At 73.3% G+C, this 21962-nt stretch carries 21 protein-coding genes and 1 riboswitch; of the genes, 6 read left to right on the forward strand and 15 right to left on the reverse strand.

Going from position 1 to position 21962, the window contains the following annotated elements; all coding sequences use genetic code 11:
• Positions 1-11 precede the first annotated feature (11 nt).
• Entirely contained in the window at positions 12-773 is a 762-nt protein-coding gene (locus ITI46_RS06240) for an NAD(P)H-dependent oxidoreductase (RefSeq protein ID WP_209238382.1), read from the reverse strand.
• A gap of 78 nt (positions 774-851) precedes the next feature.
• On the opposite strand from ITI46_RS06240, the gene ITI46_RS06245 reads away from it, so the two are divergent.
• A complete protein-coding gene (locus tag ITI46_RS06245; RefSeq protein WP_209238383.1) occupies positions 852-1778 on the forward strand; it encodes a sigma-70 family RNA polymerase sigma factor in 927 nt (308 codons plus the stop codon).
• Here ITI46_RS06245 and ITI46_RS06250 read toward each other — a convergent pair.
• Complete coding sequence (locus ITI46_RS06250) at positions 1761-2903, reverse strand: glycosyltransferase family 4 protein (protein WP_209238403.1); 1143 nt, start codon at positions 2901-2903, stop codon at positions 1761-1763. The two genes, ITI46_RS06245 and ITI46_RS06250, sit on opposite strands and share 18 nt — an antisense overlap.
• An 84-nt stretch (positions 2904-2987) precedes the next feature.
• On the opposite strand from ITI46_RS06250, the gene ITI46_RS06255 reads away from it, so the two are divergent.
• On the forward strand, positions 2988-4328 hold the full coding sequence (locus ITI46_RS06255; protein ID WP_307808074.1) for a glycosyltransferase 87 family protein: 1341 nt from the start codon (positions 2988-2990) through the stop codon (positions 4326-4328).
• On the opposite strand, the gene ITI46_RS06260 is transcribed toward ITI46_RS06255, so the two are convergent.
• The 5 genes from ITI46_RS06260 to ITI46_RS06280 all read right to left on the reverse strand — a co-directional run bounded on the left by ITI46_RS06260 (position 4282) and on the right by ITI46_RS06280 (position 10118).
• A complete protein-coding gene (locus tag ITI46_RS06260; RefSeq protein WP_209238384.1) occupies positions 4282-5487 on the reverse strand; it encodes an eCIS core domain-containing protein in 1206 nt (401 codons plus the stop codon). The two genes, ITI46_RS06255 and ITI46_RS06260, sit on opposite strands and share 47 nt — an antisense overlap.
• 36 nt (positions 5488-5523) lie before the next feature.
• Positions 5524-6564, reverse strand: a complete 1041-nt coding sequence (locus ITI46_RS06265; protein WP_209238385.1) for a C40 family peptidase — start codon at positions 6562-6564, stop codon at positions 5524-5526.
• 241 nt (positions 6565-6805) lie between these two features.
• Positions 6806-7837, reverse strand: coding sequence for a C40 family peptidase (locus ITI46_RS06270; protein ID WP_209238386.1), 1032 nt, complete (start codon positions 7835-7837; stop codon positions 6806-6808).
• Positions 7838-8199: 362 nt separating this feature from the next.
• Positions 8200-9561 (reverse strand): NYN domain-containing protein, encoded by a 1362-nt coding sequence (locus ITI46_RS06275; RefSeq protein ID WP_209238405.1) that lies wholly within the window; start codon positions 9559-9561, stop codon positions 8200-8202.
• Positions 9562-9878: 317 nt separating this feature from the next.
• Positions 9879-10118: a hypothetical protein gene (locus tag ITI46_RS06280; protein WP_209238387.1), complete on the reverse strand. Its 240-nt coding sequence runs from the start codon at positions 10116-10118 to the stop codon at positions 9879-9881.
• 168 nt (positions 10119-10286) lie between these two features.
• Here ITI46_RS06280 and ITI46_RS06285 point away from each other — a divergent pair, with 168 nt between their 5' ends.
• Together ITI46_RS06285 and ITI46_RS06290 are read left to right on the forward strand one after the other, a co-directional pair.
• Entirely contained in the window at positions 10287-10997 is a 711-nt protein-coding gene (locus tag ITI46_RS06285; RefSeq protein ID WP_209238388.1) for a rhomboid family intramembrane serine protease, read from the forward strand.
• Positions 10994-11275, forward strand: coding sequence for an Lrp/AsnC family transcriptional regulator (locus ITI46_RS06290; protein ID WP_209238389.1), 282 nt, complete (start codon positions 10994-10996; stop codon positions 11273-11275). Before ITI46_RS06285 ends, ITI46_RS06290 begins: the two co-directional genes overlap by 4 nt.
• Positions 11276-11430: 155 nt before the next feature.
• On the opposite strand, the gene ITI46_RS06295 is transcribed toward ITI46_RS06290, so the two are convergent.
• From ITI46_RS06295 to ITI46_RS06305, 3 genes are all read right to left on the reverse strand, one after another.
• Complete coding sequence (locus ITI46_RS06295; RefSeq protein WP_209238390.1) at positions 11431-12132, reverse strand: SDR family oxidoreductase; 702 nt, start codon at positions 12130-12132, stop codon at positions 11431-11433.
• A 142-nt stretch (positions 12133-12274) separates the two neighbouring features.
• On the reverse strand, positions 12275-13453 hold the full coding sequence (locus ITI46_RS06300; protein WP_209238391.1) for a UDP-N-acetylglucosamine--N-acetylmuramyl-(pentapeptide) pyrophosphoryl-undecaprenol N-acetylglucosamine transferase: 1179 nt from the start codon (positions 13451-13453) through the stop codon (positions 12275-12277).
• 10 nt (positions 13454-13463) lie between these two features.
• Positions 13464-14351, reverse strand: a complete 888-nt coding sequence (locus tag ITI46_RS06305; RefSeq protein WP_209238392.1) for a LysR family transcriptional regulator — start codon at positions 14349-14351, stop codon at positions 13464-13466.
• Positions 14352-14446: 95 nt separating this feature from the next.
• Between ITI46_RS06305 and ITI46_RS06310 the strand changes: the two genes are divergently transcribed.
• Complete coding sequence (locus ITI46_RS06310; RefSeq protein WP_209238393.1) at positions 14447-15676, forward strand: MFS transporter; 1230 nt, start codon at positions 14447-14449, stop codon at positions 15674-15676.
• Positions 15677-15742: 66 nt separating this feature from the next.
• Positions 15743-16393 (forward strand): NAD(P)-dependent oxidoreductase, encoded by a 651-nt coding sequence (locus ITI46_RS06315; RefSeq protein WP_209238394.1) that lies wholly within the window; start codon positions 15743-15745, stop codon positions 16391-16393.
• Positions 16394-16395: 2 nt separating this feature from the next.
• Here the strand turns inward: ITI46_RS06315 and ITI46_RS06320 are convergent, their stop codons facing one another.
• The 5 genes from ITI46_RS06320 to ITI46_RS06340 all read right to left on the reverse strand — a co-directional run.
• A complete protein-coding gene (locus ITI46_RS06320; protein ID WP_209238395.1) occupies positions 16396-17817 on the reverse strand; it encodes an aminotransferase class V-fold PLP-dependent enzyme in 1422 nt (473 codons plus the stop codon).
• Positions 17818-18090: 273 nt separating this feature from the next.
• Positions 18091-18209, reverse strand: a riboswitch (SAM riboswitch).
• A gap of 76 nt (positions 18210-18285) precedes the next feature.
• Positions 18286-18981 (reverse strand): sirohydrochlorin chelatase, encoded by a 696-nt coding sequence (locus ITI46_RS06325; protein WP_209238396.1) that lies wholly within the window; start codon positions 18979-18981, stop codon positions 18286-18288.
• Between the two features lie 8 nt (positions 18982-18989).
• On the reverse strand, positions 18990-20153 hold the full coding sequence (locus ITI46_RS06330; protein WP_209238397.1) for a uroporphyrinogen-III synthase: 1164 nt from the start codon (positions 20151-20153) through the stop codon (positions 18990-18992).
• 56 nt (positions 20154-20209) lie between these two features.
• Positions 20210-20605 (reverse strand): nitrite reductase small subunit NirD, encoded by a 396-nt coding sequence (gene nirD, locus ITI46_RS06335; protein WP_209238398.1) that lies wholly within the window; start codon positions 20603-20605, stop codon positions 20210-20212.
• 38 nt (positions 20606-20643) lie between these two features.
• The coding region (locus ITI46_RS06340) for a (2Fe-2S)-binding protein (protein ID WP_209238399.1) at positions 20644-21962 on the reverse strand (1319 nt) is incomplete at its 5' end.

Raw genomic sequence — 21962 nt, forward strand, 5'->3', positions numbered from 1 at the left:
CCTGACCGCAGTCAGCAGTCTGCGGGCTGGTTGCCGGCTTGGCCCACAGTTCCCCGCGCCCCTGTCGGGGCGATGAGCCGGGCCGCCAGTTCGAGGACTCCCTCGCGGGCCGCGGCCAGCGATTCGGCGGCCCGCGTCCGGAGCGGGGCCATCTTGGGTACGTCCCGGGCGCGGGTCAGCTCGGCGGTCACGACGTGCAGGTTCTCCTCGGGCACCCCGCGGTCGGTGAAGTAGCCCCGCAGATACGGCACCTGGAAGTCGAGCCCCTCGCGCGGGGCGCCCGGGCCGTAGCCGCCACCACGCGCACCGACGACCACGACGTGCTTGTCCCGCAGCCGGCTGCGGCCCGTCTCCGGGTCGAGGAGCGCTCCCGGAAAGCTGATCCGGTCGATCCACGCCATCAGCGCGGCGGGCACCGTGAGGTTGTACATCGGCACGCCCAGCAGCAGGACGTCCGCCGCCAGCACCTCCTCGACCAGCGGCCGCGTCGTACGCCACACGTGCTCGTCCGCGGCGTCCCTGACCAGCCCCGCCACCCGGTCCACGGGTACGGTGCCGTGCCGCTCCACCCAGTATCCGAACCTGGCGTAGTCGGCGGTGACGAGCGGGACCGGCGCGGCTGCCAGGTCCCGGTGGCGGTATCCGGCATCTCCGTGGTGCTGCCGCCACCTGTCGGCGAACAGCGCGGTGAGCTGCCTGCTGACCGAGGTGTCCGCGGGGCTCACGCTGGCGTCGACGCGCAGCAGGAACGGCGTCGTCGCATCGTGTTTCATCGAGGGCTCTCTCCTGTCACTTCTCCGGCGTCGGATACGTCGATGAAGGTGACGGAACGCGCGAGGGAAAGGTGACCGATGGACGAGCCGACCCGGCTGGCCGACCGCTTCGAGGAGAGCCGCGGCCTGCTGCTGGCCGTCTCCTGCCGGATGCTGGGCTCGCTCAGCGAGGCGGAGGACGCCGTGCAGGAGACCTGGCTGCGGCTGAGCCGCACCGACGCCGAGACCATCGACAACCTGCCCGCCTGGCTGCGTACGGTCGTCTCCCGGATCTGTCTCGACATGCTGCGGGCCCGCGCCGCCCGTCCCGAGGAGCCGGTGGGGCAGCACGTGCCCGACCCCCTGCCACAGGGGGAGGCCGACGGGCCCGAGGACGAGGTGCTGCTGGCCGACTCGGTGGGCAGGGCCCTGCTCGTCGTACTGGACCGGCTGGGACCGGCCGAGCGGGTCGCGTTCGTGCTGCACGACATGTTCGCCGTCCCCTTCGAGCAGATCGCGCCACTGGTGGAGCGCTCGCCCGTCGCCGCCAAGAAGCTCGCCAGCCGGGCCCGCAGCCGCGTGCGCGGCACACCGGCCGTGCCCGCGACGCAGCTGGCTCAGCAGCGGACAGCCGTGGAGGCGTTCCTGTCCGCCGCGCGCAAGGGGGAGTTGGCCGGGCTGCTCGCCGTGCTCGCGCCCGATGTGGTGCGCCGCGCCGATCCTGCGGCTCTTCCGGCGGGCGCCGCGGCGCTCGTACGCGGCGCCGACGCCGTGGCCCGGGGCACGGTGCTGCTGTCCCAGCGGTCCCGGTACGCGCAGACCGCGCTGGTGGACGGGGCCGTGGGGGCCGTCCTCGCGCCGCGCGGCAGGCTGCTCGCGGCGCTCACCTTCGCCGTCGAGGGCGGCCGGATCACGGCGTACGAGGTGATCGCGGACCCGGCGCGGCTGGCCGGTCTCGAGGTGGCGCTGCTCGATCCGGTGCCGCCGGAGGCCGGCCCGGAGTCCTGGTCACAGCAGCTCGCGTAGCCGCTCCGCGAGGAGGTCCCAGCGCCAGCGCTCCTCGACCCACTGCCGGCCCCGGGCGCCCATGCGGGTGCGCAGTCCGGGGTCGCGGAGGAGTTCGGTCAGCCGGTCGGCGGTCCGCTCGGGGCTGCCGCCGGGCACCACCCAGCCCGTCTCGCCGTCCAGTACCGCGTCCGGCGCTCCGCCGGAGTCACCGGCGAGCACGGGCAGTCCGGTGGCGGACGCCTCCAGGTAGACGATGCCGAGCCCCTCCACGTCCAGCCCGCCGCGCCGGGTGCGGCACGGCATCGCGAAGACGTCGCCCGCGCCGTAGTGCGCGGGCAGCTCCTCCCAAGTGACGGGGCCGGTGAAGCGCACCGCGTCGGTGAGCCCGCGGGAGGCGGCCAGCTTCTCCAGGTCGGCGCGGTAGGGGCCGCCGCCGACGATCAGCAGCACCGCGTCGGGCACCGACTCCAGCACCCGCGGCATGGCCTCGATGAGCGTGTCCTGGCCCTTGCGGCGCACCAGCCGCGAGACGCAGACGACCACGGGGCGTTCCGTCAGGCCCAGCCGGGCGCGCACCGCGTCGCCGCCCGAAGCCGGGTGGAAGGTCTTCTCGTCCACCCCGGGCGTCAGTTGCACCATGCGCGCAGCGGCCTCGGGGGTGAGCGCGGCGGCGATGCGGCGGCGCGTGTAGTCGCCGAGGTAGGTGAGGGTGTCGGTCTGCTCGCCGATCCGCCGCAGCAGGCCGCGGGCCGCGGGGAGCTGTGCCCAGCCCGCCTCGTGGCCGTGGGTGGTCGCCACGATGCGCTCGGCCCCGGCCCTGCGCAGCGCGGGCGCCATCAGTCCCAGCGGCGCAGCGGCGCCGAACCACACGGCGCGGCAGCCGTGCTCCCGCAGCAGCGAGACGGCACGCTTGGTCACCCGCGGAGTGGGCAGCAGCATCGTCGTGCGGTCACGGACGACCGTGAAGGGCTGCTCGGCGTCGAACGCCGCCGTTGCTTCCCTCCCCTCCCGGCTCCGCTTCCAGGTCGAGGCGTAGACCACGACCTGGGAGGGGTCCAGGCGCAGCGCCATGCTGTGCAGAAACGCCTGGATGCCGCCGGCGCGTGGCGGGAAGTCATTGGTGACGACCAGGGTCTTGTGCATCGTCGTGTGCATCGCCGCCGACAGTACCGCGTGCGGGAGCGGGCGGTACGGGCGGCCGATCGGCCCAGGCGAGGAAGGACATGTGTGCGGGGCGAGGCGGGACGAGCGCGCGGTGCGGTGGCGCCGTTGCTGGTGTGGGCGGTCACCCGGGCGGTGCTGCTGCTCTTTGTGTTCAAGGTCTGCACGGTCCCCGGGGGCATGGACATCACCACCGACGTCTCGGTGATCTATCACGGATGGTATGAGCAGCTGAGCAGCGGAACGTTTCCGTCCGACGATGTGACCTGGCAGTACCCGCCCGCCGCCGCACTGGTGATCCTCTCCCCCGGGCTGCTCACCGGGCTGGGCCTGGTCAGCTACGCCTCCGCCTTCTTCGTGCTGGCCTGCGCCGCCGACGCGGTGGTGCTCGGGCTGCTGCTGTACGCGGCGCGGCAGCGCGGGCAGCGCGACCCCGGGGCCGGGTCGCGGCGCCGGGCCGGGGTGTGGGCGTGGGTGGCCGGGGTGCCGCTGCTGGGGCCGACGGCGTACGCGCGCTATGACCTGATGGTGACCGTCCTCGCCGTCGCCGCACTGCTGGCGGCCGCACGGCACCCGCGTGCCGCGGGGGTGCTGGCCGGGCTGGGTGCGCTGGTGAAGGTGTGGCCTGCCCTGCTGCTGCTCGGCACCGCACGCGGCCGGGCGACGCGGGCGATCTGGCTGAGCGCACTGGGGACCGCGCTGGTGGTGACGGCGGGCTTCACCGCCACCATGCCGGGGGCGCTGGACTTTCTGTCCGCACAGGGCGGCCGGGGTACGGAGGTGGAGTCGGTCGGCTCGCTGGTGCTGCACGCGGCCCGGCAGTTCGGCTGGGAGGGGCAGGTGCTGCTGCGGTACGGCTCCATGGAGTTCGTGGGGCCCGGCGTACGGAACGTGAGCAACGCGGCGGTGGTGCTGACCGGACTGGGCTTCGGGTGGCTGGTGCTGTGGCGGCTGCGGGCGCGGGTGTGGACCTCGGCGACGATGGCGGATGCCGCACTCGCCGGGGTGCTGGTCTTCGTCGTCACCAGCCGGGTGCTCAGTCCGCAGTATCTGGTCTGGCTGGTGGGGCTGGCCGCGGTCTGTCTGACGCTGCGGGCCAGCCGCCAGGCACTGCCGGCCTGGCTGGTGGTCGTGGCGGCCGGGCTGACGCAGCTGGAGTTCCCGGTCTGGTTCGCGGATGTGGTGACCGGCGGGGGGCGGGGCACGGTGGTGCTGGCGGTGCGGAACGCGGTGCTGGTCGTCGCCGCTGTCCTCTCCTGTGTGCGGCTGTGGCGTTCGGCGGTGCCCCGGCCGTCCGAGCCCGACGAGGTTCCCCGGCCCCGCGAGGAGGCCACGGCCGTCGCGGCGGCGGGCCCCCCGTTCAGGGATGCAGTTGGCCCCGCACATAGCTCCGCCAGCGAGCGGTGAACTCGGTCCGGGAGAGACCGAGGGCTGAGCGCAGCGCAGCGTCGACGTCCTCGCGGCCCGCGTGCTCGTACAGGGCGAGCAGCTTGCCGGAGCCCCACTGTTCGCCGATCATCCGGCAGGCCAGCCAGCCGCCCTCGTAGGCACGGGCCAGCCGCGCGGGGTCGTTGCCGAAGCGGAAGTCGCCGTCCGAGGGGAGGGCGCGCGGTATGGGGGTCGTACGCGCCAGCTCCGGGGCCGCCTCGCGGGCGGTCAGCCGGGAGCGCCGGTAGCCCGCCCAGTCGGCGATGCCCTCGGAGAGCCACAGCGGGGTGGTGGAAGTGGTCTGCCTGCGGGTGGCGACGTGGGTGGTCTCATGGGTCAGCACCACCTGCCGGCCCTCCTCGCTGAGCAGCCCGTACGCCTTCGGATTGACGACGATACGGTCGCCGGGCCCGGACGCCCTGCTGCCCGCCTCGCCGGTGGTGACGGCGGCTATGCCCGCATAGGTACGGGAGTTGGCGGCGGGCGAGCCCAGCAGCCGGGCCATCTGCCGCGTCGAGGCGGGCGCCTCCAGCACGGTCCTGCGGGTCCAGCCGGCCGGCCAGATCCGCGCGACGGCCGGTACGGCGCGGTCGGCTGCGGCAGCGAGCGCCCGCAGCTCGGAGCGGTTCCGGCCCACGCCGAGCACCAGGCTGTGCTCGCCCCGTACGACGGTCATGGCGCCCTGTTCCCACAGCTGGGTGTCGCTGTTCGCTGCTTCGGAGGAGATGCGCCAGGTGCCGTCGCGGCGTACGAAGCGCAGGCGCTCGTCGGCGGTGGTGGCGGTGCGGTCGTAGCCCGCGAGGCGGTAGCGGAGAGTGGCCCGGACGGTGGCGGTGCGGTCGGTCCTGTCCGTGACCTCGAGCACCTCGTACGACCAGGTGTCCAGCGGCAGCCGGCGCAGGTTGCGGAAGACCAGGCGCTGTTCGCCGCGCCGGTCCGGCTCGACGGTGGCGAGGAAGCCGGACTCGTCACCGGAGCGCAGCGCCGCGGCCTGGCGGGCGAGGGCCTGCTGGAACGCGGCGCGGTCCGGGTCGTCGCCGGGCGTGCGGGCCGAGGCGCCCAGCGCACACAGCAGGGCGAGCGCTGCCGTACCGCTCAGCGCTCGCCCGTACCGGATACGCGCTCGCCTCTCGCCCACCACACCGAGGGTAAGGGCGCAGCTCGGCGGCGCTGGTCAGGGCCTGGTGACCGCGGAGACCGGCATCATGCCGACCGGGTCGTAGCGCACCGGCGCCCCGGGATGCGGCGCGTGCACGACCTGGCCGCCGCCCACGTACATCGCCACATGGCTGGCGTCGTCGCGGTAGAGCACCAGATCGCCGGGGCGGGCCTGGCTGAGCGGGACCTGCTGTCCTGCCGAGCGCTGGGCCTGGGACGTACGCGGGATCGAGGTGCCCGCCTGCTTGTACGCCCACTGCGTGAGCCCCGAGCAGTCGAAGGCACCAGGGCCCGCAGCGCCCCACGCGTACGGGCGTCCCACCGCGGACCTGACGGCGGCGACGGCAGCGGCGGCGCGCTGCGAGGACGGCTTGGCGCCGCCGAGGCCGCCGCCGTGCGTGTCCTTGTCCCGGTGGCCGTCGCGGGCCGCGCGCTGCTGGGGGGTGAGCTGGTTGAGCAGCCGCCGGGCGGCGGCGAGCTTCTGCTGGACGTCCTTCTTCCGGCGTTTGAGGGACTTTTGGAGGCCGTCGAGCTGTTCGAGCTTGCCGGCGGCCTCGCTGCGCTGCTGCTCGAGATGGCGCTGGGCCGACTGGAGTTGGTGCAGCCGGGTCAGCTGGCGGCTGCCGATGCGGTCGAGGGTGGCGGCTTTGTCGAGATAGCTGTCGGGGTCCTCGGTGAGCATCAGCGTCACGGCCGGGTCGATGCCGCCGGAGCGGTACTGCGCGCCCGCGAGGGAGCCGAGGGAGTCGCGCAGCCGGTTCACCTTCGCCTGGCCGCGGGCCACGCCGTCCTGCGCGTTGGCCACCTGCTTGCGCAGTTTGCCGGTGCGCTCGGCCACCCCGTTGTACTTCTCCGTCGCGACTTCCGCCTGCTCGTAGAGCCGGTCGATACGGGAGTTGAGCCGGGCGGCCGGCTTGTCGTCGGGCTTGGCGCCCGCCGGTGCCGCGGGGAGGAGCGCGGCTGCCGCGCCCGCAGCGGCGGCGGACAGCACGGTGACCCGCGCTGGCCAGCCCTGCCCGGGCTGCGGGGTACGTCGAGGGGACCGGTGCGATGCCACTGGAGGAGGCGTTCCTTCCGCTAGGCGACTTGCGCCCGCAGAATGTAGCCGTGCCCTTACAGGGGACAAAGGACCGTCTGCCGTCGGTAAATCCCGCTCCACACTGCCGCGTTCGTCGATCCCGCAGGTCACCGGCCGGGTTCCGGGGTCATCCGCACCCGGGGGGTTTCACTCGGACGAAGGACGTTTAGCGGTCATCACACTGGCTGGTGATCGGCCGGGAGTTGGGCCGTACGGCCGGTCAGCCGACCCGCACGCCGAACTGGAAGGGCATGTTGCCCATCGCCTCGAAGCGCACATTGGCACCGGGCTTGGGCGCGTGCAGCACCTGGCCGTTTCCGGCATAGAGCCCGATGTGGTGCAGGTCGCCGTAGAACAGGACCAGGTCGCCCGGCTTGAGCTGGCTCTGGCTGGATATCCGGGTACCGGCGTTGGCCTGCGCCTGGGAGGTACGCGGCAGCGAGACACCTGCCTGCTTGTACGCCCACGAGGTCAGCCCGGAGCAGTCGAAGGAGCTGGGCCCTGTGGCGCCCCACACATAGGGGCTGCCTATCTTGCCCTTGGCGGCGGACAGCGCGGCAGCCGCGCGGCCCGAGCCGGCGGGGAGGTTGCCCAGGTCGGCGCGGTCGCTGGAGGCGCGGTCGGCGCGCTTCTGCTTCGCGGCGAGCTTCGCCTTCTCCTTGGCGGTCAGCGTGTTCAGCAGCCGCTGGGCCTCGGAGAGCTTGCCCTGGATCTCCTTCTTCTTCTTGCCCAGTTCCTTGCGGGTGCTGCTGAGGTCCTTCAGCTTGCCGGAGGCTTCCTTGCGCTGCTGCGCGAGGCTGCGCTGCTTGGCCTGGATCTTCTTGAGCGCGCTGGCCTGCTTGGTGCTCAACTGGTCCATGGCCGAAGCCTTGTCCAGGTAGTTGTCCGGGTCGGACGAGAGGAAGAGCTGCACCGAGGGGTCGATACCGCCGGAGCGGTACTGCGCGGTGGCCATCGAACCGAGCTTGTCCCGCATGGTGTTGAGCTCACCCTGGCCGCGGGCGACGCTGTCCTGGAGGTTCTCGACCTCCTTGGAGAGCTTGGACTGCTTCTCCTTGGCGCCGTTGTACTTCTCGGTGGCGGCCTCGGCGTCCTCGTAGAGCTTGTCGACCTTCTCCTTGACGTCCTTCTTGGAGGACTGCGGGTCGGCGTGGGCCGCCTGGGAGGTGAGAGCGACTGCCGCGGCAGCGGTCATGGTGAAGACACTGACTCGTGCGCGACTCGGCTGCTTGGGACGACGGTGGGACGCCACTGGGGCGAGCTCCTTCTTCCTCAGCCGCCTGCCGGTCTGGTCATCTCCGGCTCCGCTTCCCGGGACTGGGCGATCCCGGTCGTACGGAACGAGGCGGTCCTCCGCTGTCACCCCGGATAGGTGATCAACCGAGCGAAGGTTCGGGGCCTGAGATTAGCCACGCGTACTGATCCGATCAAATCCCTCGGGAAAAAAGGCGTCCCGCAGTCCCATTCTTTACTCGATATGCACGTTGGGCGAGCAGAGTCTCACTCAGCGCTCATCACCCAGCCGCTGCGTCGGCCTCGATGTCCTTTATGTTCCGGGGAGTTGGGGAGCGCCGGGGAGCGTCATCCGAAAGCGCCGCGGACCGGGCCGCCGGCTCAGCTGCGGGCAAGCCGGTTGAGGAGAAGCGTGGAGGCCACCGGCCTGGCACCCGCAGCCGCGCAGCCGTCGGCGACCTCGCGGTCGCTGGAGACCACCACGACGGCGCGGCCCGGCGGCTCGGCGCGCACCAGCCGGCGGATCAACTCGTCCGCGGTCTGGCCCGGTTTGGAGAACAGCACCCGCACCCCGCGCGGCGGCGCCAGCAGTACGGGCGCTGCCAGTTCCGCGCCGTCGAACACACAGGTGACCTCGGCGCCCGACTGGGCCGCCAGCACCGCGAGTCCGCCCAGCAGCCGCAGCCGCTGCTTCTCCAGCGGCAGCGCGGGATAGCCGGTCTTGGTGACGTTGTAGCCGTCCACCACCAGATGGGACTGCGGCAGCGCCAGCAGTTGGTCCAGCAGCGCCGGATCGGTCTCGGACAGCGCGCGTGCCGCCACGTCCTTGGGCGACATCCGGCCCGGCTCCACCGCGTCGACGGTATCGGCAGGGCGGGACTCGGACGGCGGGAGCGCCAGTTCGCGGCGCAGCCCCTGGGCCGCCTCCAGCACCGTGTCCAGCAGCAGGCGGACCCGCATATCCTCCACGCTGCGGCCCTCGCGCGCCGCACGCCGTCCGGCCTCCAGCGCCGACTCGGCCTCGGCGAGCCGGGACTTGAGCCGGCGCACTTCGCTGTCCAGCGCCGCCTTCTCCGTACCGGCGGCGGAGCGCGCCGCGTCCAGCTCCTCCTGGAGCTTGCGCAGCGACGCCTCGCGCCGGCGTACGTCGGCCTGCGCGCTGCGCAGCTTGCGCTGGGTGCCGTCCAGCTCCTTGCGCAGCGCCTCCAGCTCGCGGCGGCGCTGCTCGGCCTCGTCCCGCGCCGCACCCCTGGCCTGGGACAGCTCCTCGCGCAGCCGGGCCAGCTCGCGCTGCGCCTCCTCGCCCGCGCGCTCGGCCTGGGCCCGCTGGGCCTCCTCGCCCGCCGCCGCGACCAGCTTGGCCCAGCCGGGCGGGCGCAGGATGTAGGCAGCCGCCGCCACGTCCACCGGGTCGGCGGCCGGGGGCGGGGTGCCCTCGTCGAGCGCGCCCGCCAGCTCGGGGAGCTGTTCGCGCACCCGGGAGGCGATGCGCTGCCGGAACGCCGCCTCGCTCTCCAGCGCCGCCGCCATGGCGTTCCCGCCGAACTTGGCGCGGCGCTGCGGGGTGAAGCGGGCGTACTGCCGCAGCGGGGGCGGGAGTTCGGCGACGGTCAGCCCGCCGAGGGCTTCGCCGGTGAAGGCGACCACCCGGCGCCGTACCTTCTCCGGCAACGGGCGCTCCAGGCTCTCGCCCTCGTCGCCGTTCTCGCGCTCGCCATCGCGCTCGCCCTCACCGTCGTGCACCCCGGCAGCGGGACCTTCCGCGCCGGGGGCCTCGTGGCCGGGACTCTTGTCGCCGGGGCCGCCGTGGTCAGGACCCTCGTGACCGGGGCCGGTGTGGCCGGGGGTCTCCTGCGTCTCCGGGTGCCGGTCCGCCGCGGCGGAGCTGCCCTCGGTGGGGCCGCCCTCGGCGGGGTCCGGAGCCGGCCGGGCCGCCGGGTCCCCGGCCGCCGCGCGGGCAGCGGGCCCGGGTTCCTTCCCGGCAGCCGGTTCCGGCTGCCGAGGGTCGCCGCCCGTCCGTTCCACCACCGGTCACACCTGCCGTCTCTGAGCCCTGAGCCCTATACCTGAGCGCTGGGCCGGTCCACCAGTTCGACCTGGTCCACGGCGTTGCACCATCTACAGCGCACGGACTCGATGCTCTCACTGAGCACGTCCCGCTCCTCGACCGTCGGCGCCCCGGCCAGGTCCAGATGGACGTACTCGACCACCTTGCTGGAACGCGTCACGTCGAACCGGGTGAGATTGCCGCACAGAGTGCAGCGCCAGCGGGTCTCGTCCGTCGGCGTGGGGACCGCCATCGTCTCGTCCTCATTTCTTCGAAAGATTCGAAAGATCCGTCTCGAAGGTCTCGGTGCTGTCCGTGCGGCGCGGGATCACGTCCCGTAAACCCTACGGCCTGGAACCGTCCGTGTGCCTCCACGTGTGTCGAGGAGCATGCCCGGACAGCGAGCGGTCATGATCCGCTCATGGACGGCACCGATCGCGCCGAGGCCCCGCGCCCGCTGATCACGTACGCCCTGCTCGGCTGCTGCTGCCTGGTCTTCCTGATCGGACCGGCCTCCGGCCTCGTCCCTTCCTACGGTACGGGGCACGCGCTGGACCAGGCACGGTCGGCCTACTTCGGCCGGTGGGGGGTGGTGCCCAGCGCGCTGCTCAGCGGTGCGGCGGGTGAGTTGCCGACGCCGCTGACCGCGCTGTTCCTGCACGGCAACTGGCTGCATCTGCTCAGCAACCTGCTCTTCCTGTTCGTCTTCGGCGGCCTGGTCGAGCAGCGCATGGGCGCGGGGCGCTTCGTCCTCTTCTATCTGGGCACCGGCTATGTGGCCATGCTCTGTTACGCGGTGGCGCACCCGGCGTCCGGCGAGACGCTGGTCGGCGCCTCCGGGGCGATCTCCGCGGTGCTGGGCGCCTTCCTCCGGCTGCACCCGCACGCCAGGGTGACCAGCCTGTTCCCCTTTCTTCTGTTCCTCCCGCTGCGCTTTCCCGCCTGGGTGGTGCTGCTGTTCTGGCTGACCGTGCAGTGGCTGGCGGCGCGGCAGGTGGACGACGGCCCCGGCGTCGCCTACCTGGCCCATGTGGTGGGTTTCACGCTGGGCTTCCTGTATGCCTGGCTCCGCTGCCGCCCGGTTAGAGTGACCGGGCCAACCCCGGCGTCAGAGGGAGAGACCGAACCGTGATCACTTCCATCGTCCTCATCCGGACGAGCACCGAACGCATCCCCGAGATCGCCGAGCAGATCGCTGCCATCGAGGGTGTCAGCGAGGTGTACTCGGTCACCGGGGCGCACGATCTGATCGCCATGGTGCGGGTCGCCCAGCATGACGACCTTGCCGACATCATTCCGGGGCGGATCAGCAAGGTGCCGGGCGTCCGGTCCACGGAGACGCATATCGCTTTCCGGACGTACTCGCAGCACGATCTGGAGACGGCCTTTTCGATCGGGCTCGACGCGTAGGGGTACGCGCTGGGTTGGGGTACGCGGCGAGTTGGGGTGCCCCTCCCGTTGTTCCGGGTCGGGGCTGCCCCTTGCTGTTTGTTTGCGGGCTGCGGGTTGTTGCGGGCTGGTCGCGCAGTTCCCCGCGCCCCTGACGGGGCGCGTCTTCCCCCGGGTCAGACCGGCTGGCCCAGTGGGCGGACGACGACGGTGTTGACGTCCACGCCGGCCGGCTGGCCGAGGGCCCACACCAGGGACTCGGCCACCTGGTCGGCAGTCAGCAGCGGGCTGTCCGGGACGCCGCCCCGGCCGTCCCAGAACGGGGTCTCGACCCGCCCCGGGGCGATCAGGGTCACGCCGACACCGTCCTCGGTGACCACCCGCCGGGCGCTCTCGGCGAGGCCGGTGACCGCCCACTTGGTCGCCCCGTACAGGGTGCCGGGCGTAGGGACGATGCCCGCGACGCTGCCGACGAGGACGATCCGCCCTCCGGTGGCCCGCAGTTGCTCCGTGGCCGCCCTGATGAGCAGCGCGGGGCCGAGGACATTGGTGAGGACCATCTCCCGCCAGCCCGCGGGGTCGCCTTCAGTGACGGTGTCGTGCGTGGCGAAGCCCGCGTTGGCGACGGCGTTGTCGAGGCGCCCGAACCGCTCGACGGTGACGTCCACGGCGGCCTGGACCGCCGTATGGTCGGCCGCGTCGCCGGGCAGCGTCAGCAGGGTGCCGGGGCGTCCGGCCTCCTGTGCGAAGCGGGCCAGCCGCTGCTCGTCGCGGCCGGTGACGGCCACCCGGTGACCGAGCTTCAGCAGCCGACGCGCTGTTGCGGCACCAATACCGGCCGATCCCCCGGTGATCAGCGTGACGGGCGAGTCGCTCATGGTTCCTCCAGAACGCCGAAAGGACGAAGAGATGCTGGCACGGGGCGGCTCCGGACTCCCGGTACCGCCCGGTCCCAGCGGATCCCACCACTTCGAGCGCGCTCGAACGCAAGCCCCGCCCGGTCCGCCGGCCCCTCGTCCGTCAGCGGGACGCAGCCGTCAGGAGTACGTCCACCAGGCGGTCCGCGGCGTCGGGGCGGCCGTGGGTGCGGGCGGCTTCGGACATGGCCTGGCGCCGGGCCGGGTCCGTCAGCAGCGGGTGCAGCGCCTGCTGGAGGCGGTCGGCGGTGACGTCACCGACCAGCGCGACGGCCGCGCCGGTCTCCTCGAGGTGCCGCGCGTTGTGCGCCTGCTCGTCCCCGGCTGAGGAGGCGAGCGGTACGAAGACGGCCGGTTTTCCGAGGGCGGTCAGCTCCGCGAGGGTGCCTGCACCGCTGCGGGAGACCACGACGTCGGCGAGCGCCAGGATGTCGGGGAGTTCCGGGCCGACGAACCCGGTGAGGTGGTAGCGGCCCGCGAGTTCGGCGGGCAGCGCTGCGGCCTGTGTGCGCAGGCTCTCGACGTTCGCCGGGCCGCACTGGTGCACGAGGTTCGCGCGCTGGAGCAGCCACGGCAGGGCCTGGCCGACCACGTCGTTGATCTGCTGGGCGCCCTGCGCGCCGCCGGTGACGTACACGGTGGGCAGCCGGCGGTCGAAGGAGTGCAGCCCCAGCGCGGCGACGGCCTTGTCGGCGTGGCCCGTCAGCACCTCGGGCCGCACCGGGTTGCCGGTGACGACGGCCGCGGAGCGTACGGACTGCGGCAGCAGCGGCAGCGTGGACTCGGACGAGACCGCGATACGCGCAGCCGAGCCGGCCAGTTTGCGGTTCGCCAGCCCGAGCCGCACGGTCTGTTCGTGCAGCACCAGCGGACGCTTGCGCATCCGTGCGGCGAGCCCGGCCGGGACGGCGACGTACCCGCCGGTGGCGAGGACCACGTCGGGCCGGAAGTCGGCGATGATCCGGCGGGCCTGCCAGACGCCCAGTGGCACCCGCGCCATGTCCCGCAGGTTCGCGGGACGGAGCAGCTTGAGCGGGTTGGAGGAGCGGCGCACCTTCCCCGTGGCAACCGTGGTGAACGGGATGCCCTCGGCCGGGGCGACCTTGGCCTCCAGCCCTTGCGGGGTGCCGATCCACAGCACGTCGAGCGTGCCGCCGTGCGCGCCGAGCCGGGCCTGCAGCGTGCGGACCGCCGTCAGAGCGGGGTAGGTGTGGCCGCCGGTGCCTCCCCCGGTGACGAGCAGACGGAAGGTACGCGGAAGAGGGGAATCAGTCTCGTTCACGCCGCGCACCCTACTCCCCCACCATCACCCCCAAGTCCCGGAGGAACGCCGCGCCTGCCGGGGTGAGGCGGGTGGCACTCCACACCAGACGTTCCTCGCGCTGCGGGCCGTCGCGTACGGGGAGGACGCATACGCCGGAGAGCTGGGAGACGAAGGCGGAGGGGAGGAGGGTGATGCCCATGCCGTTGCGGACCAGGCCGGCCAGGAACTCCCAGTGCGAGGCTTCGAAGGCGACGTCACGGTGCAGCCCTGCCGCGGCGAAGATCTCCTCCGTCTGGGCGCGGGCGTGGCTGCCGGCGGCGAAGTCGACGAAGGTCTCCTCGGCGAGCCGGGCCAGCTCCAGCGGCTCCTGCGCCCCCTCCTGAGCGAGGGGGTGGTCGGGGGCGACCATCACGACGTGCCGGTCCCGGGCCAGCGTGTGGGAGCGGACGCCCTTCGCGCGGAAGGCCGGGGTGACGCCGAGGAACGCCAGGTCGAGCGTGCCCCGGCGGACCTCCTCGACCAGCAGCTCGCTGCGGCCCGCTGTCATGCTGATGCGCACCTGCGGATAGCGGGTGTGGAAGTCGCGGAGCAGCCGCGGCAGATCGACCGAGGCGATGGTGCTGATCGCACCGAGCGCGAGGGTGCCGCGGATCTCGCCTGTGGTCGCCGCGACCTCGGCGGCGGCGCGCTCGGCCGCCTCCAGGGACTGCCGGGCGGCGGGGAGGAACGCCTCGCCCGCGGGGGTGAGCGCCACCCGGCGGCTCGTGCGGTCGAACAGCCGGGCGCCCAACTCCTTCTCCAGCTTGGCGATCTGGTGGCTGAGCGCGGACTGGACGACGTGGCAGCGCTCGGCGGCGCGGGTGAAGCCGCCGGTCTCGGCGACGGCGACGACGTAGCGCAGCTGCTGGAGTTCCATGCGCTCACCCTAGCCACCATCCATCGCGCTGCGCGATCGCTCGCATGACAAGGATGTGTTGGACTCATCGACGGCCCCGGCCGCAGCCTGAACGCATGACCGAAACCACCCTCGGCACCTCGTCGTCACGGCCCGCCCCCGCCGGCCCGGAATCGGCTGCCACCACGCCCGGCAGGGGACTGCTGGTCCTGATGGCCGTCGCCACCGGGCTCTCCTGCGCGGGCAACTACTTCGCCCAGCCCCTGCTCGACCTCATCACCCGCGACCTGCACATCGGCACCACCCTCGCGGGCCTGCTGGTGACCGCCTCGCAGGCCGGATACGCGCTCGGTCTGCTGCTGATCGTCCCGCTCGGCGACATCCTGGACCGGCGCCGGCTGTCCGTCGGGCTGCTGGCGGCGACCGCGCTCTTCCTCGCGCTCACGGCCGCGGCGCCCAACGGCCCCCTGCTGCTTGCGGGCACCGTGGCCGTGGCGCTGACGGCGGTCGGCGCCCAGGTCGTCGTCGGCTACGCCGCAGCGCTCGTCCCCGACGAGGCACGCGGCCGCGCCGTGGCCACCGTGATGTCCGGGGTGCTGCTGGGCGGGCTGCTCGCCCGTACCGTCTCCGGCGCGCTGGCCTCGCTCGGCGGCTGGCGCACCGTGTACTGGGTCAGCGCGATACCCGTCGCCGCGATGGCCGTGGCGCTGCACCGCCGGCTGCCGCGCGTCCGGTCGACGGCCCGGCTGTCCTACCCCGCGCTGCTGCGCTCCTCGCTGACGCTGCTGCGCGAGGAACCGCTGCTGCGCCGCCGTTCGCTGCTCGGCGGCCTGTGCCTCGCCTCGTTCAGCGTGCAGCTCACCGCGCTCACGTTTCTGCTGGCCAGCCCGCCCTTCAACTGGTCGGAGGCGGCAATCGGGCTGTTCGGACTGCTCGGCGCGCTCGGTGTGCTGGCGATGAGCTTCGCCGGGCGGCTGGGCGACCGTGGCTTCGTGCAGTACGTGACGGGCTCCGGCATCGTCCTGCTGGGCGGCGGCTGGCTGGTGCTGCTGGCCGGTGAACGCTCGCTGCTGTGGCTGTCCGTGGGCGTCGTCGCGCTGAGCGTCGGCCAGCAGGCCGTGCTCAACAGCAGCCAGACAGTGCTGTACGCGCTGCGCCCTGAGGCCCGTAACCGTCTCAACTCGGTCTTCATGACCAGCTTCTTCATCGGCGGCGCCACCGGCTCCGCGCTGACCGCCTTCGTCTGGACCCGGGCGGGCTGGAGCGGGGTGTGCCTGCTGGGGGCCTCACTGGCCGCGGTCGCCCTCGCTGTGTGGGGCCTGGAGCGGGCCCGCGCGGGGCGCTGACCGCCGCCCTCTCGATTTCCGGCCCACATCTCTCAATCCACTTATCGACACAAGGAGTTGTCCCGCATGCGGATCGTTGTCTTCGGCGCGGCAGGGAACGTCGGCAGCCGCGTCGTCACCGAAGCCCTCTCCCGCGGCCACGAGGTCACCGCCGTCGTACGCGACCCGGTGCGCTTCCCCACCCTGCACCCGGACTCCGCGCACCGGGTGGGTGACGCCGCCGACGCCGGGGACGTCGCAGCCCTCAGCGCCGGCCAGGACCTGGTCATCAGCGCCACCCGCCCCGCACCCGGCAACGAGGAGGGGCTACTGCTGGCGGCACGCGGCCTGCTCGCCGGGCTCGGCACGACCGGCGTACGGCTGCTGCTCGTCGGCGGCGCGGGCAGCCTCACCGTGCCGGGCACCGGGGGCCGGGTCCTGGTGAGCGACGACCCGCGCTACGTCCCAGAGGAGTGGCGCCCGATCGCCGAGGCGTGCAACGGGAGTTACCAGCTCTGTCTCCAGCACGCCCCCACCGGGCTGGACTGGGCGTACGCCGCACCGCCCGCGCTGCTGGAGCCGGGGCGGCGCACCGGCAGCTACCGGCTCGGCACCGGCGAACTGCTGCTGGACGGCGAGGGCCGCTCCGCGATCTCCATGGAGGACTTCGCCGTGGCCCTGATCGACGAGGCGGAGCGGCCCAAGCACCACCGGGCACGCTTCACGGTGGCGTACTGAACTCAGCCCGCCGCCGGCGCCTGAGCCTTTTCGGGGACGCAACGGCCGTCCTCCGTACGGTAGTTCCAGCGCGCACCCTCCCGCACCAGCTCCCGTACGGCGGCGACGAACCGGTCCACGTGCTCGTCGGGCGTCCCGGCGCCGAAGCTGACCCGAACGGCGTTCAGCGTGGGGGTCCCCCCGGCCGAAGGCTGGGGGAGCTCCCCCGGCGCCGCCTCGGGTGCTCCGCACTCCCCTGGGGTGTCGCCCTGCTGTCCCAGGAGGGTGCGCAGCAGCGGGTGGGCGCAGAAGAGGCCGTCGCGGACACCGATCCCGTACTCGGCGGAGAGCGCCGCCGCGAAGTGCGAGCTGTTCCAGCCCTCCACGACGAAGGAGAGGACGCCGACCCGGTCGGCGTCCTGGCCGAAGAGGGAGAGGATCCGCACCTCGGGGAGGCCGGCCAGACCGGCGCGGAGCCGGGCGAGCAGCTGCTCCTCTCGGGCGATGAGCCGGCCGAACCCGGCCTCGGTCAGTGCGCGGCAGGCGGAGGCGATGGCGTACGCGCCGATCACATTGGGCGAACCGGCCTCGTGCCGGGCCTCGTTGTGCTGCCACTCCACCGCTACGGAGCCGTCGGGGCCGCGCGTCACCCGGCGGCTGGCGCCGCCGCCCGCCAGATACGGCTCCGCCGTGCGCAGCCAGTCGGCGCGGCCCGCGAGGACGCCAGCGCCGAAGGGCGCGTACAGCTTGTGTCCGGAGAGCGCCACCCAGTCCGCCTCCAGTCCGGCCAGGCTGACCGGGCGGTGCGGGGCGAGCTGCGCCGCGTCCAGCACCAGCCGCGCGCCGTGCCGGTGCGCGGCGCGGGCCAGCTCGCGCACCGGCCACACCTCGCCGGTGACGTTGGAGGCGCCCGTCACACACACCAGCTTCGGCCCGGCGGGGGCCGAGCGCAGCGCCGACTCCAGCGTGGCGACGGCCTGTTCGGGCGAGCGGGGCGCGTCCAGATACGTCACCTCGTGCGCCCGCCACGGGAGGAGGGAGGCGTGGTGCTCGGTCTCGAACACGAACACGCTGGTGCCCTGCGGCAGTACGGAGGCCAGCAGGTTGAGGGAGTCGGTCGTCGCGCGGGTGAAGACGACCTGGTCGCCCTCGCGGCAGCCGAGGAATTCCGCGACGGTCCGCCTGCTCTGCTCGTACAACTCCGTCGACAGCTGCGAGAGGTGGCCCGCGCCGCGGTGGACACTGCCGTAGTACGGCGCGTACGCCGCCACGTCGTCCCACACCCGTTGCAGCGCGGGCGCGCTCGCGGCGTAGTCCAGCGCGGCGTAGGGGGCTTCGCCCCCGGTGACGAGCGGCACGAGGACCTCGCGGCCCAGGACGGGGAGGGGCTGCGTGTCGGTGTGGGAGGGGGTACAAGAGGGGGCAAAAGTGGTGGTAGCAGACATGGCTGTACTCCGGGGCAAGGTGAAGGAAGTGAGTGGCGAGAGTGAGGGGCCGTGTCGGCGGATGATTGCAGGCAAGCCATCAAGGGGCGCGGGAACGGCTCCCCCAAGCCCTTCGAGCAGGGGGTGCCCCCACTAGCCACAAACTCCCCCGCAGCCCGCGAACAACAGCCAGGGGCGCCCCCTCATCGGGGGTCAGGATCCGCCGGACACGGCTAACGCATTCGCTTGCTCACAGAAGACTCCCTCGCAGACCAAGACCCCTGGGCAAAGAGGGATCCGCGCTTGCCGCAGACCTTGCTGTCCTACGGCCTGGTCATCACCCGGGGCACCCCGCCACGGACGGAGGGTTGCCGGACAGCGGGCCGGGGCCTTTGTCGCTGTCGCTCGTGACCTGCGAGGGAGTATGCCACAGCCGCCACGGGCCCGGCATCGGGACGTCCGCGATGTGGACGCCCCAACGCCCGCCCCTCAGGCGACGGCTGCGCTCCCGGGGCGGAGCGCCCGCGCCGCGAGGGCTGCCGTCACCGCCGGGTGCGTGCCCAACGGCCGGGCCACGACATCGGCACCCGCGGCGTACAGCCGGTCGGCGAACAGGCCGGGGGCCAACAGCCAGCTCGCGACGGCGACTCGGGCGGCACCGGCGCTCCGCAGCCGGGCGACCTCGTCCGCGACGGCGGGCTGAGCGGTGGCGGCCCAGGCCACCGGAACGGGACCCCGCAGCAGACGGCCGAGCCGCCGGGCCATGGTGTGGGCCTCGGCCCTGGCGCCGGGGTCGGAGGATCCGGCGCCCGCCAGCAGCACGGCGTCGCCCTCGCGCACCCCGGCCTCGGCCAGCCGGTCGGCCAGCGCTGCCAGCAGCGCCGGGTCGGCGCCCAGTGCCGGGGTCATGGTGACGTCGGCCGTCCTCCCGGCGGCGGCGACCTGCGCGGGGATGTCGGTCCGCACGTGGTAGCCGGAGGCGAGAAAGGCGGGGACGAGGGTGACAGGACCCGGCAGCCGGGCCAGCGTCTCGGCGACGGTCGGGCCCCGTACGTCCGCGTACGCGACATGGACGGGCTGCCCCAGCCGGGCGGCGACCGCGTCGGCCAGCTCCCGCGCTGTGCGGGCACCGGCGAGGTGCCGGGTGCCGTGCGCGACGAGAAGGACGCTCGCAGACCGGCTCATGGGCCCGCTCATGAGCCGGCCCCGCAGACGGAGGCCGGGTCGAGCGCGATGCGGTAGCCGCGCTTGGTCACCGTCTGCACGACGGAGGAGACGCCCAGCGAGGTGCGCAGCCGGGCGACGGCGGCTTCGACGGCGTGTTCGTCGGTGCCGCCGCCGGGCAGATACGGCAGCAGCTCGGCGCAGGACATCACCTGCCCCGGGTGGCGGGCCAGGGCGCGCAGAATGGCCATCGGACCGGGGCTGACCGGCCGCAGCTCGCCGTCGAGGAGAGCGGCCGTGCCGCGTACTTCGAGGGTGTGCCCGGCGGCGGGCAGCATGGGCGCCGTGGCGGGGAGCCGTTCGCCGAGGAGCCGGACGAGGGCGCCGACGCGGAACCGGTCGGGCCAGTAGGCCGGGATGTCCCGCGCGAGGAGGGGCGCGGCGGTGACCGGCCCGACGCAGGCGACCTGGGTGCGGCCGCGCAGCGCCCGGGTCAGCTCCTCGGTGACGCCGCGCTCCTCGGCGCGGGCGTAGAGCCCGGCGGCGGCCAGCGCACTGGTGAAGGTGACGGCGTCGATGCCGCCGGCCGGCAGGGCGTCGATGAGCCGGTCGAGAGGGGCGGGGTCGACCGGGCCCGTCCACCGGTAGACAGGCACCGGCACCACCTCGGCACCGGCGCCGCGCAGCGCGTCGATGAAGTCGCGCAGCGGTTCGCCGTGCAGCTGGACGGCGATGCGCAGCCCGTCCAGGTCGTCGCGGGCCAGCAGCCGTTCGAGGACCTCGGTGGAGGACTCCGAGGCCGGGGACCACGCCTCCCTCAGCCCCGCGGCACGCAGCGCGCCGCACGCCTTGGGGCCGCGGGCCAGCAGTTCGCCGGCCGCGAGGGCGCTGCGCAGGGCCTCGCCCTCGCCCCAGCCGTCCGCTGCCTCCATCCAGCCGCGGAAGCCGATGCCGGTGGTGGCGACGGCCACGTCCGGCGGGTGGGCCACCAGCTCCTTGGTGGCGTCCCGCAGTTCGACGTCGTCCGCGAGGGGGACGATGCGCAGCGCGGGCGCGTGCACGACCTCGGCGCCACGCCGCTCCAGCAGCGCGCCCAGCTCCTCGGCCCGGCGCGCCGCAGTGACCGCGACGGTGAACCCCGCCAGCGGGGGAACGGATCCCGTGCGGTTCCGCGACGGGTCAGGTGCCGACACCGCGTCTCCTCTCAGTGCTCACTTGCGGGCTGCCTGCTGTGCTGTGCTCTTCATCGTCACCCGACCAGCGTTTCCACCGTGTTTCGCGGGGCGGAGACCTCGATCACTCCGCCGGTCAGCCGCACTTCGTGGACGGGGAGCCGGACGGTGTCGTCGTCCAGACAGCGGCCGGTCGCCAGCTCGAAGGTCTCCTTGCCCAGCGGCCCGGTGACGACGGGAACGCCGTCCCGGTCGCCGACGATGCCGTGGCAGATGACGGGTGCCCCGCTGAAGGGGTCCAGATTCCCGACCGCGTGGACGTCGCCGGTGTGCAGCCGGAAGAGGGCGACGGCGCTGCCGTCCGGCAGCAGCGCGGCGCGGCCCTGCTCCACGGGGAGGGCGTCCGGCGGGCAGACGGCGGACCAGCCGGTGGCGGAGTCGGTGGAAGCGCTGGTGGGAGTGAGGGTCGTCATGGCGGTCACCTTTCGGCTCGTACGGGCAGGGGTGCTCCTCACGCGCGCGCCCCCTCGGCGGCGGGCACCTCGGGGATGCCGAGCGACACCGGGCCGGTCACCGGGACCGGCTGCTCCCGCTCGACGGCGAAGGAGATCGCCGGGTCGGGGGTGTCGGGGGCGTTGACGAAGGAGGTGAAACGGGCCACCTTCTCGGGGTCCTCCAGGACGCCGCGCCACTCGTCGTGGTAGTCGGCGACGTGGCGGTCCATGGCGGCGTCGAGTTCGGCGCAGATGCCGAGCGAGTCGTCCATGATCACGGCTCGCAGGTGGTCGAGGCCGCCTTCCAGGCTCTCCAGCCAGGCGGCGGTGCGCTGGAGGCGGTCGGCGGTGCGGATGTAGAACATCAGGAACCGGTCGATGGTGCGCACCAGCGTCTCGTGGTCCAGGTCGGAGGCGAGGAGCTCGGCGTGCCGGGGGGTGAAGCCGCCGTTTCCGCCGACGTAGAGGTTCCAGCCCTGCTCGGTGGCGATGATGCCGAAGTCCTTGCTGCGGGCCTCGGCGCACTCGCGGGCGCAGCCGGAGACGCCCGCCTTGAGCTTGTGCGGGGCGCGCAGCCCCCGGTAGCGCAGCTCCAGTTCGATGGCGAGGCCGACCGAGTCCTGTACGCCGTAGCGGCACCAGGTGGAGCCCACGCAGGACTTCACCGTACGGACGGCCTTGCCGTAGGCGTGCCCCGACTCGAAGCCGGCGTCGGTCAGCCGGCGCCAGATGGCGGGGAGCTGTTCGAGGCGGGCGCCGAGCAGGTCGATGCGCTGACCGCCGGTGATCTTGGTGTAGAGGCCGAAGTCGCGGGCGACTTCGCCGAGCACGATGAGCTTGGCGGGGGTGATCTCGCCGCCGGGTACGCGGGGCACGACGGAGTAGGTGCCGTTGCGCTGCATGTTGGCCAGGTGGCGGTCGTTGGTGTCCTGGAGGCCGCCGCGCTCACCGTCCAGGATGTGGGTGCCGCTGTCCCGGGAGGCGAGGATCGCGGCGACGGCCGGCTTGCACACGTCGCAGCCCCGGCCGCGCCCGTGCTCGGCCACCAGCTGCGAGAAGGTGGTGATGCCGGTGGCGGCGACGATCTCGAACAGTTCGGCCCGCGAGTGGTCGAAGTGCTCGCACAGCGCCTTGGACTGCTCGACGCCGGCCGCTTCGAGGATCTGCTTGAGCGCGGGTACGCAGGAGCCGCAGCCGGTGCCCGCCTTGGTGCAGGACTTCAGCGCGGGCACGTCGGCGCAGCCCTGCTCGGTGATGGCCTCGGTCAGCGCGCCCTTGGTGACGGCGTGGCAGCTGCAGATCTGCGCGCTGTCCGGCAGCCCGGCCACCCCTCCCC

The sequence above is a fragment of the Streptomyces oryzae genome, from assembly GCF_017676365.1.
Taxonomy (GTDB): domain Bacteria; phylum Actinomycetota; class Actinomycetes; order Streptomycetales; family Streptomycetaceae; genus Streptomyces; species Streptomyces oryzae.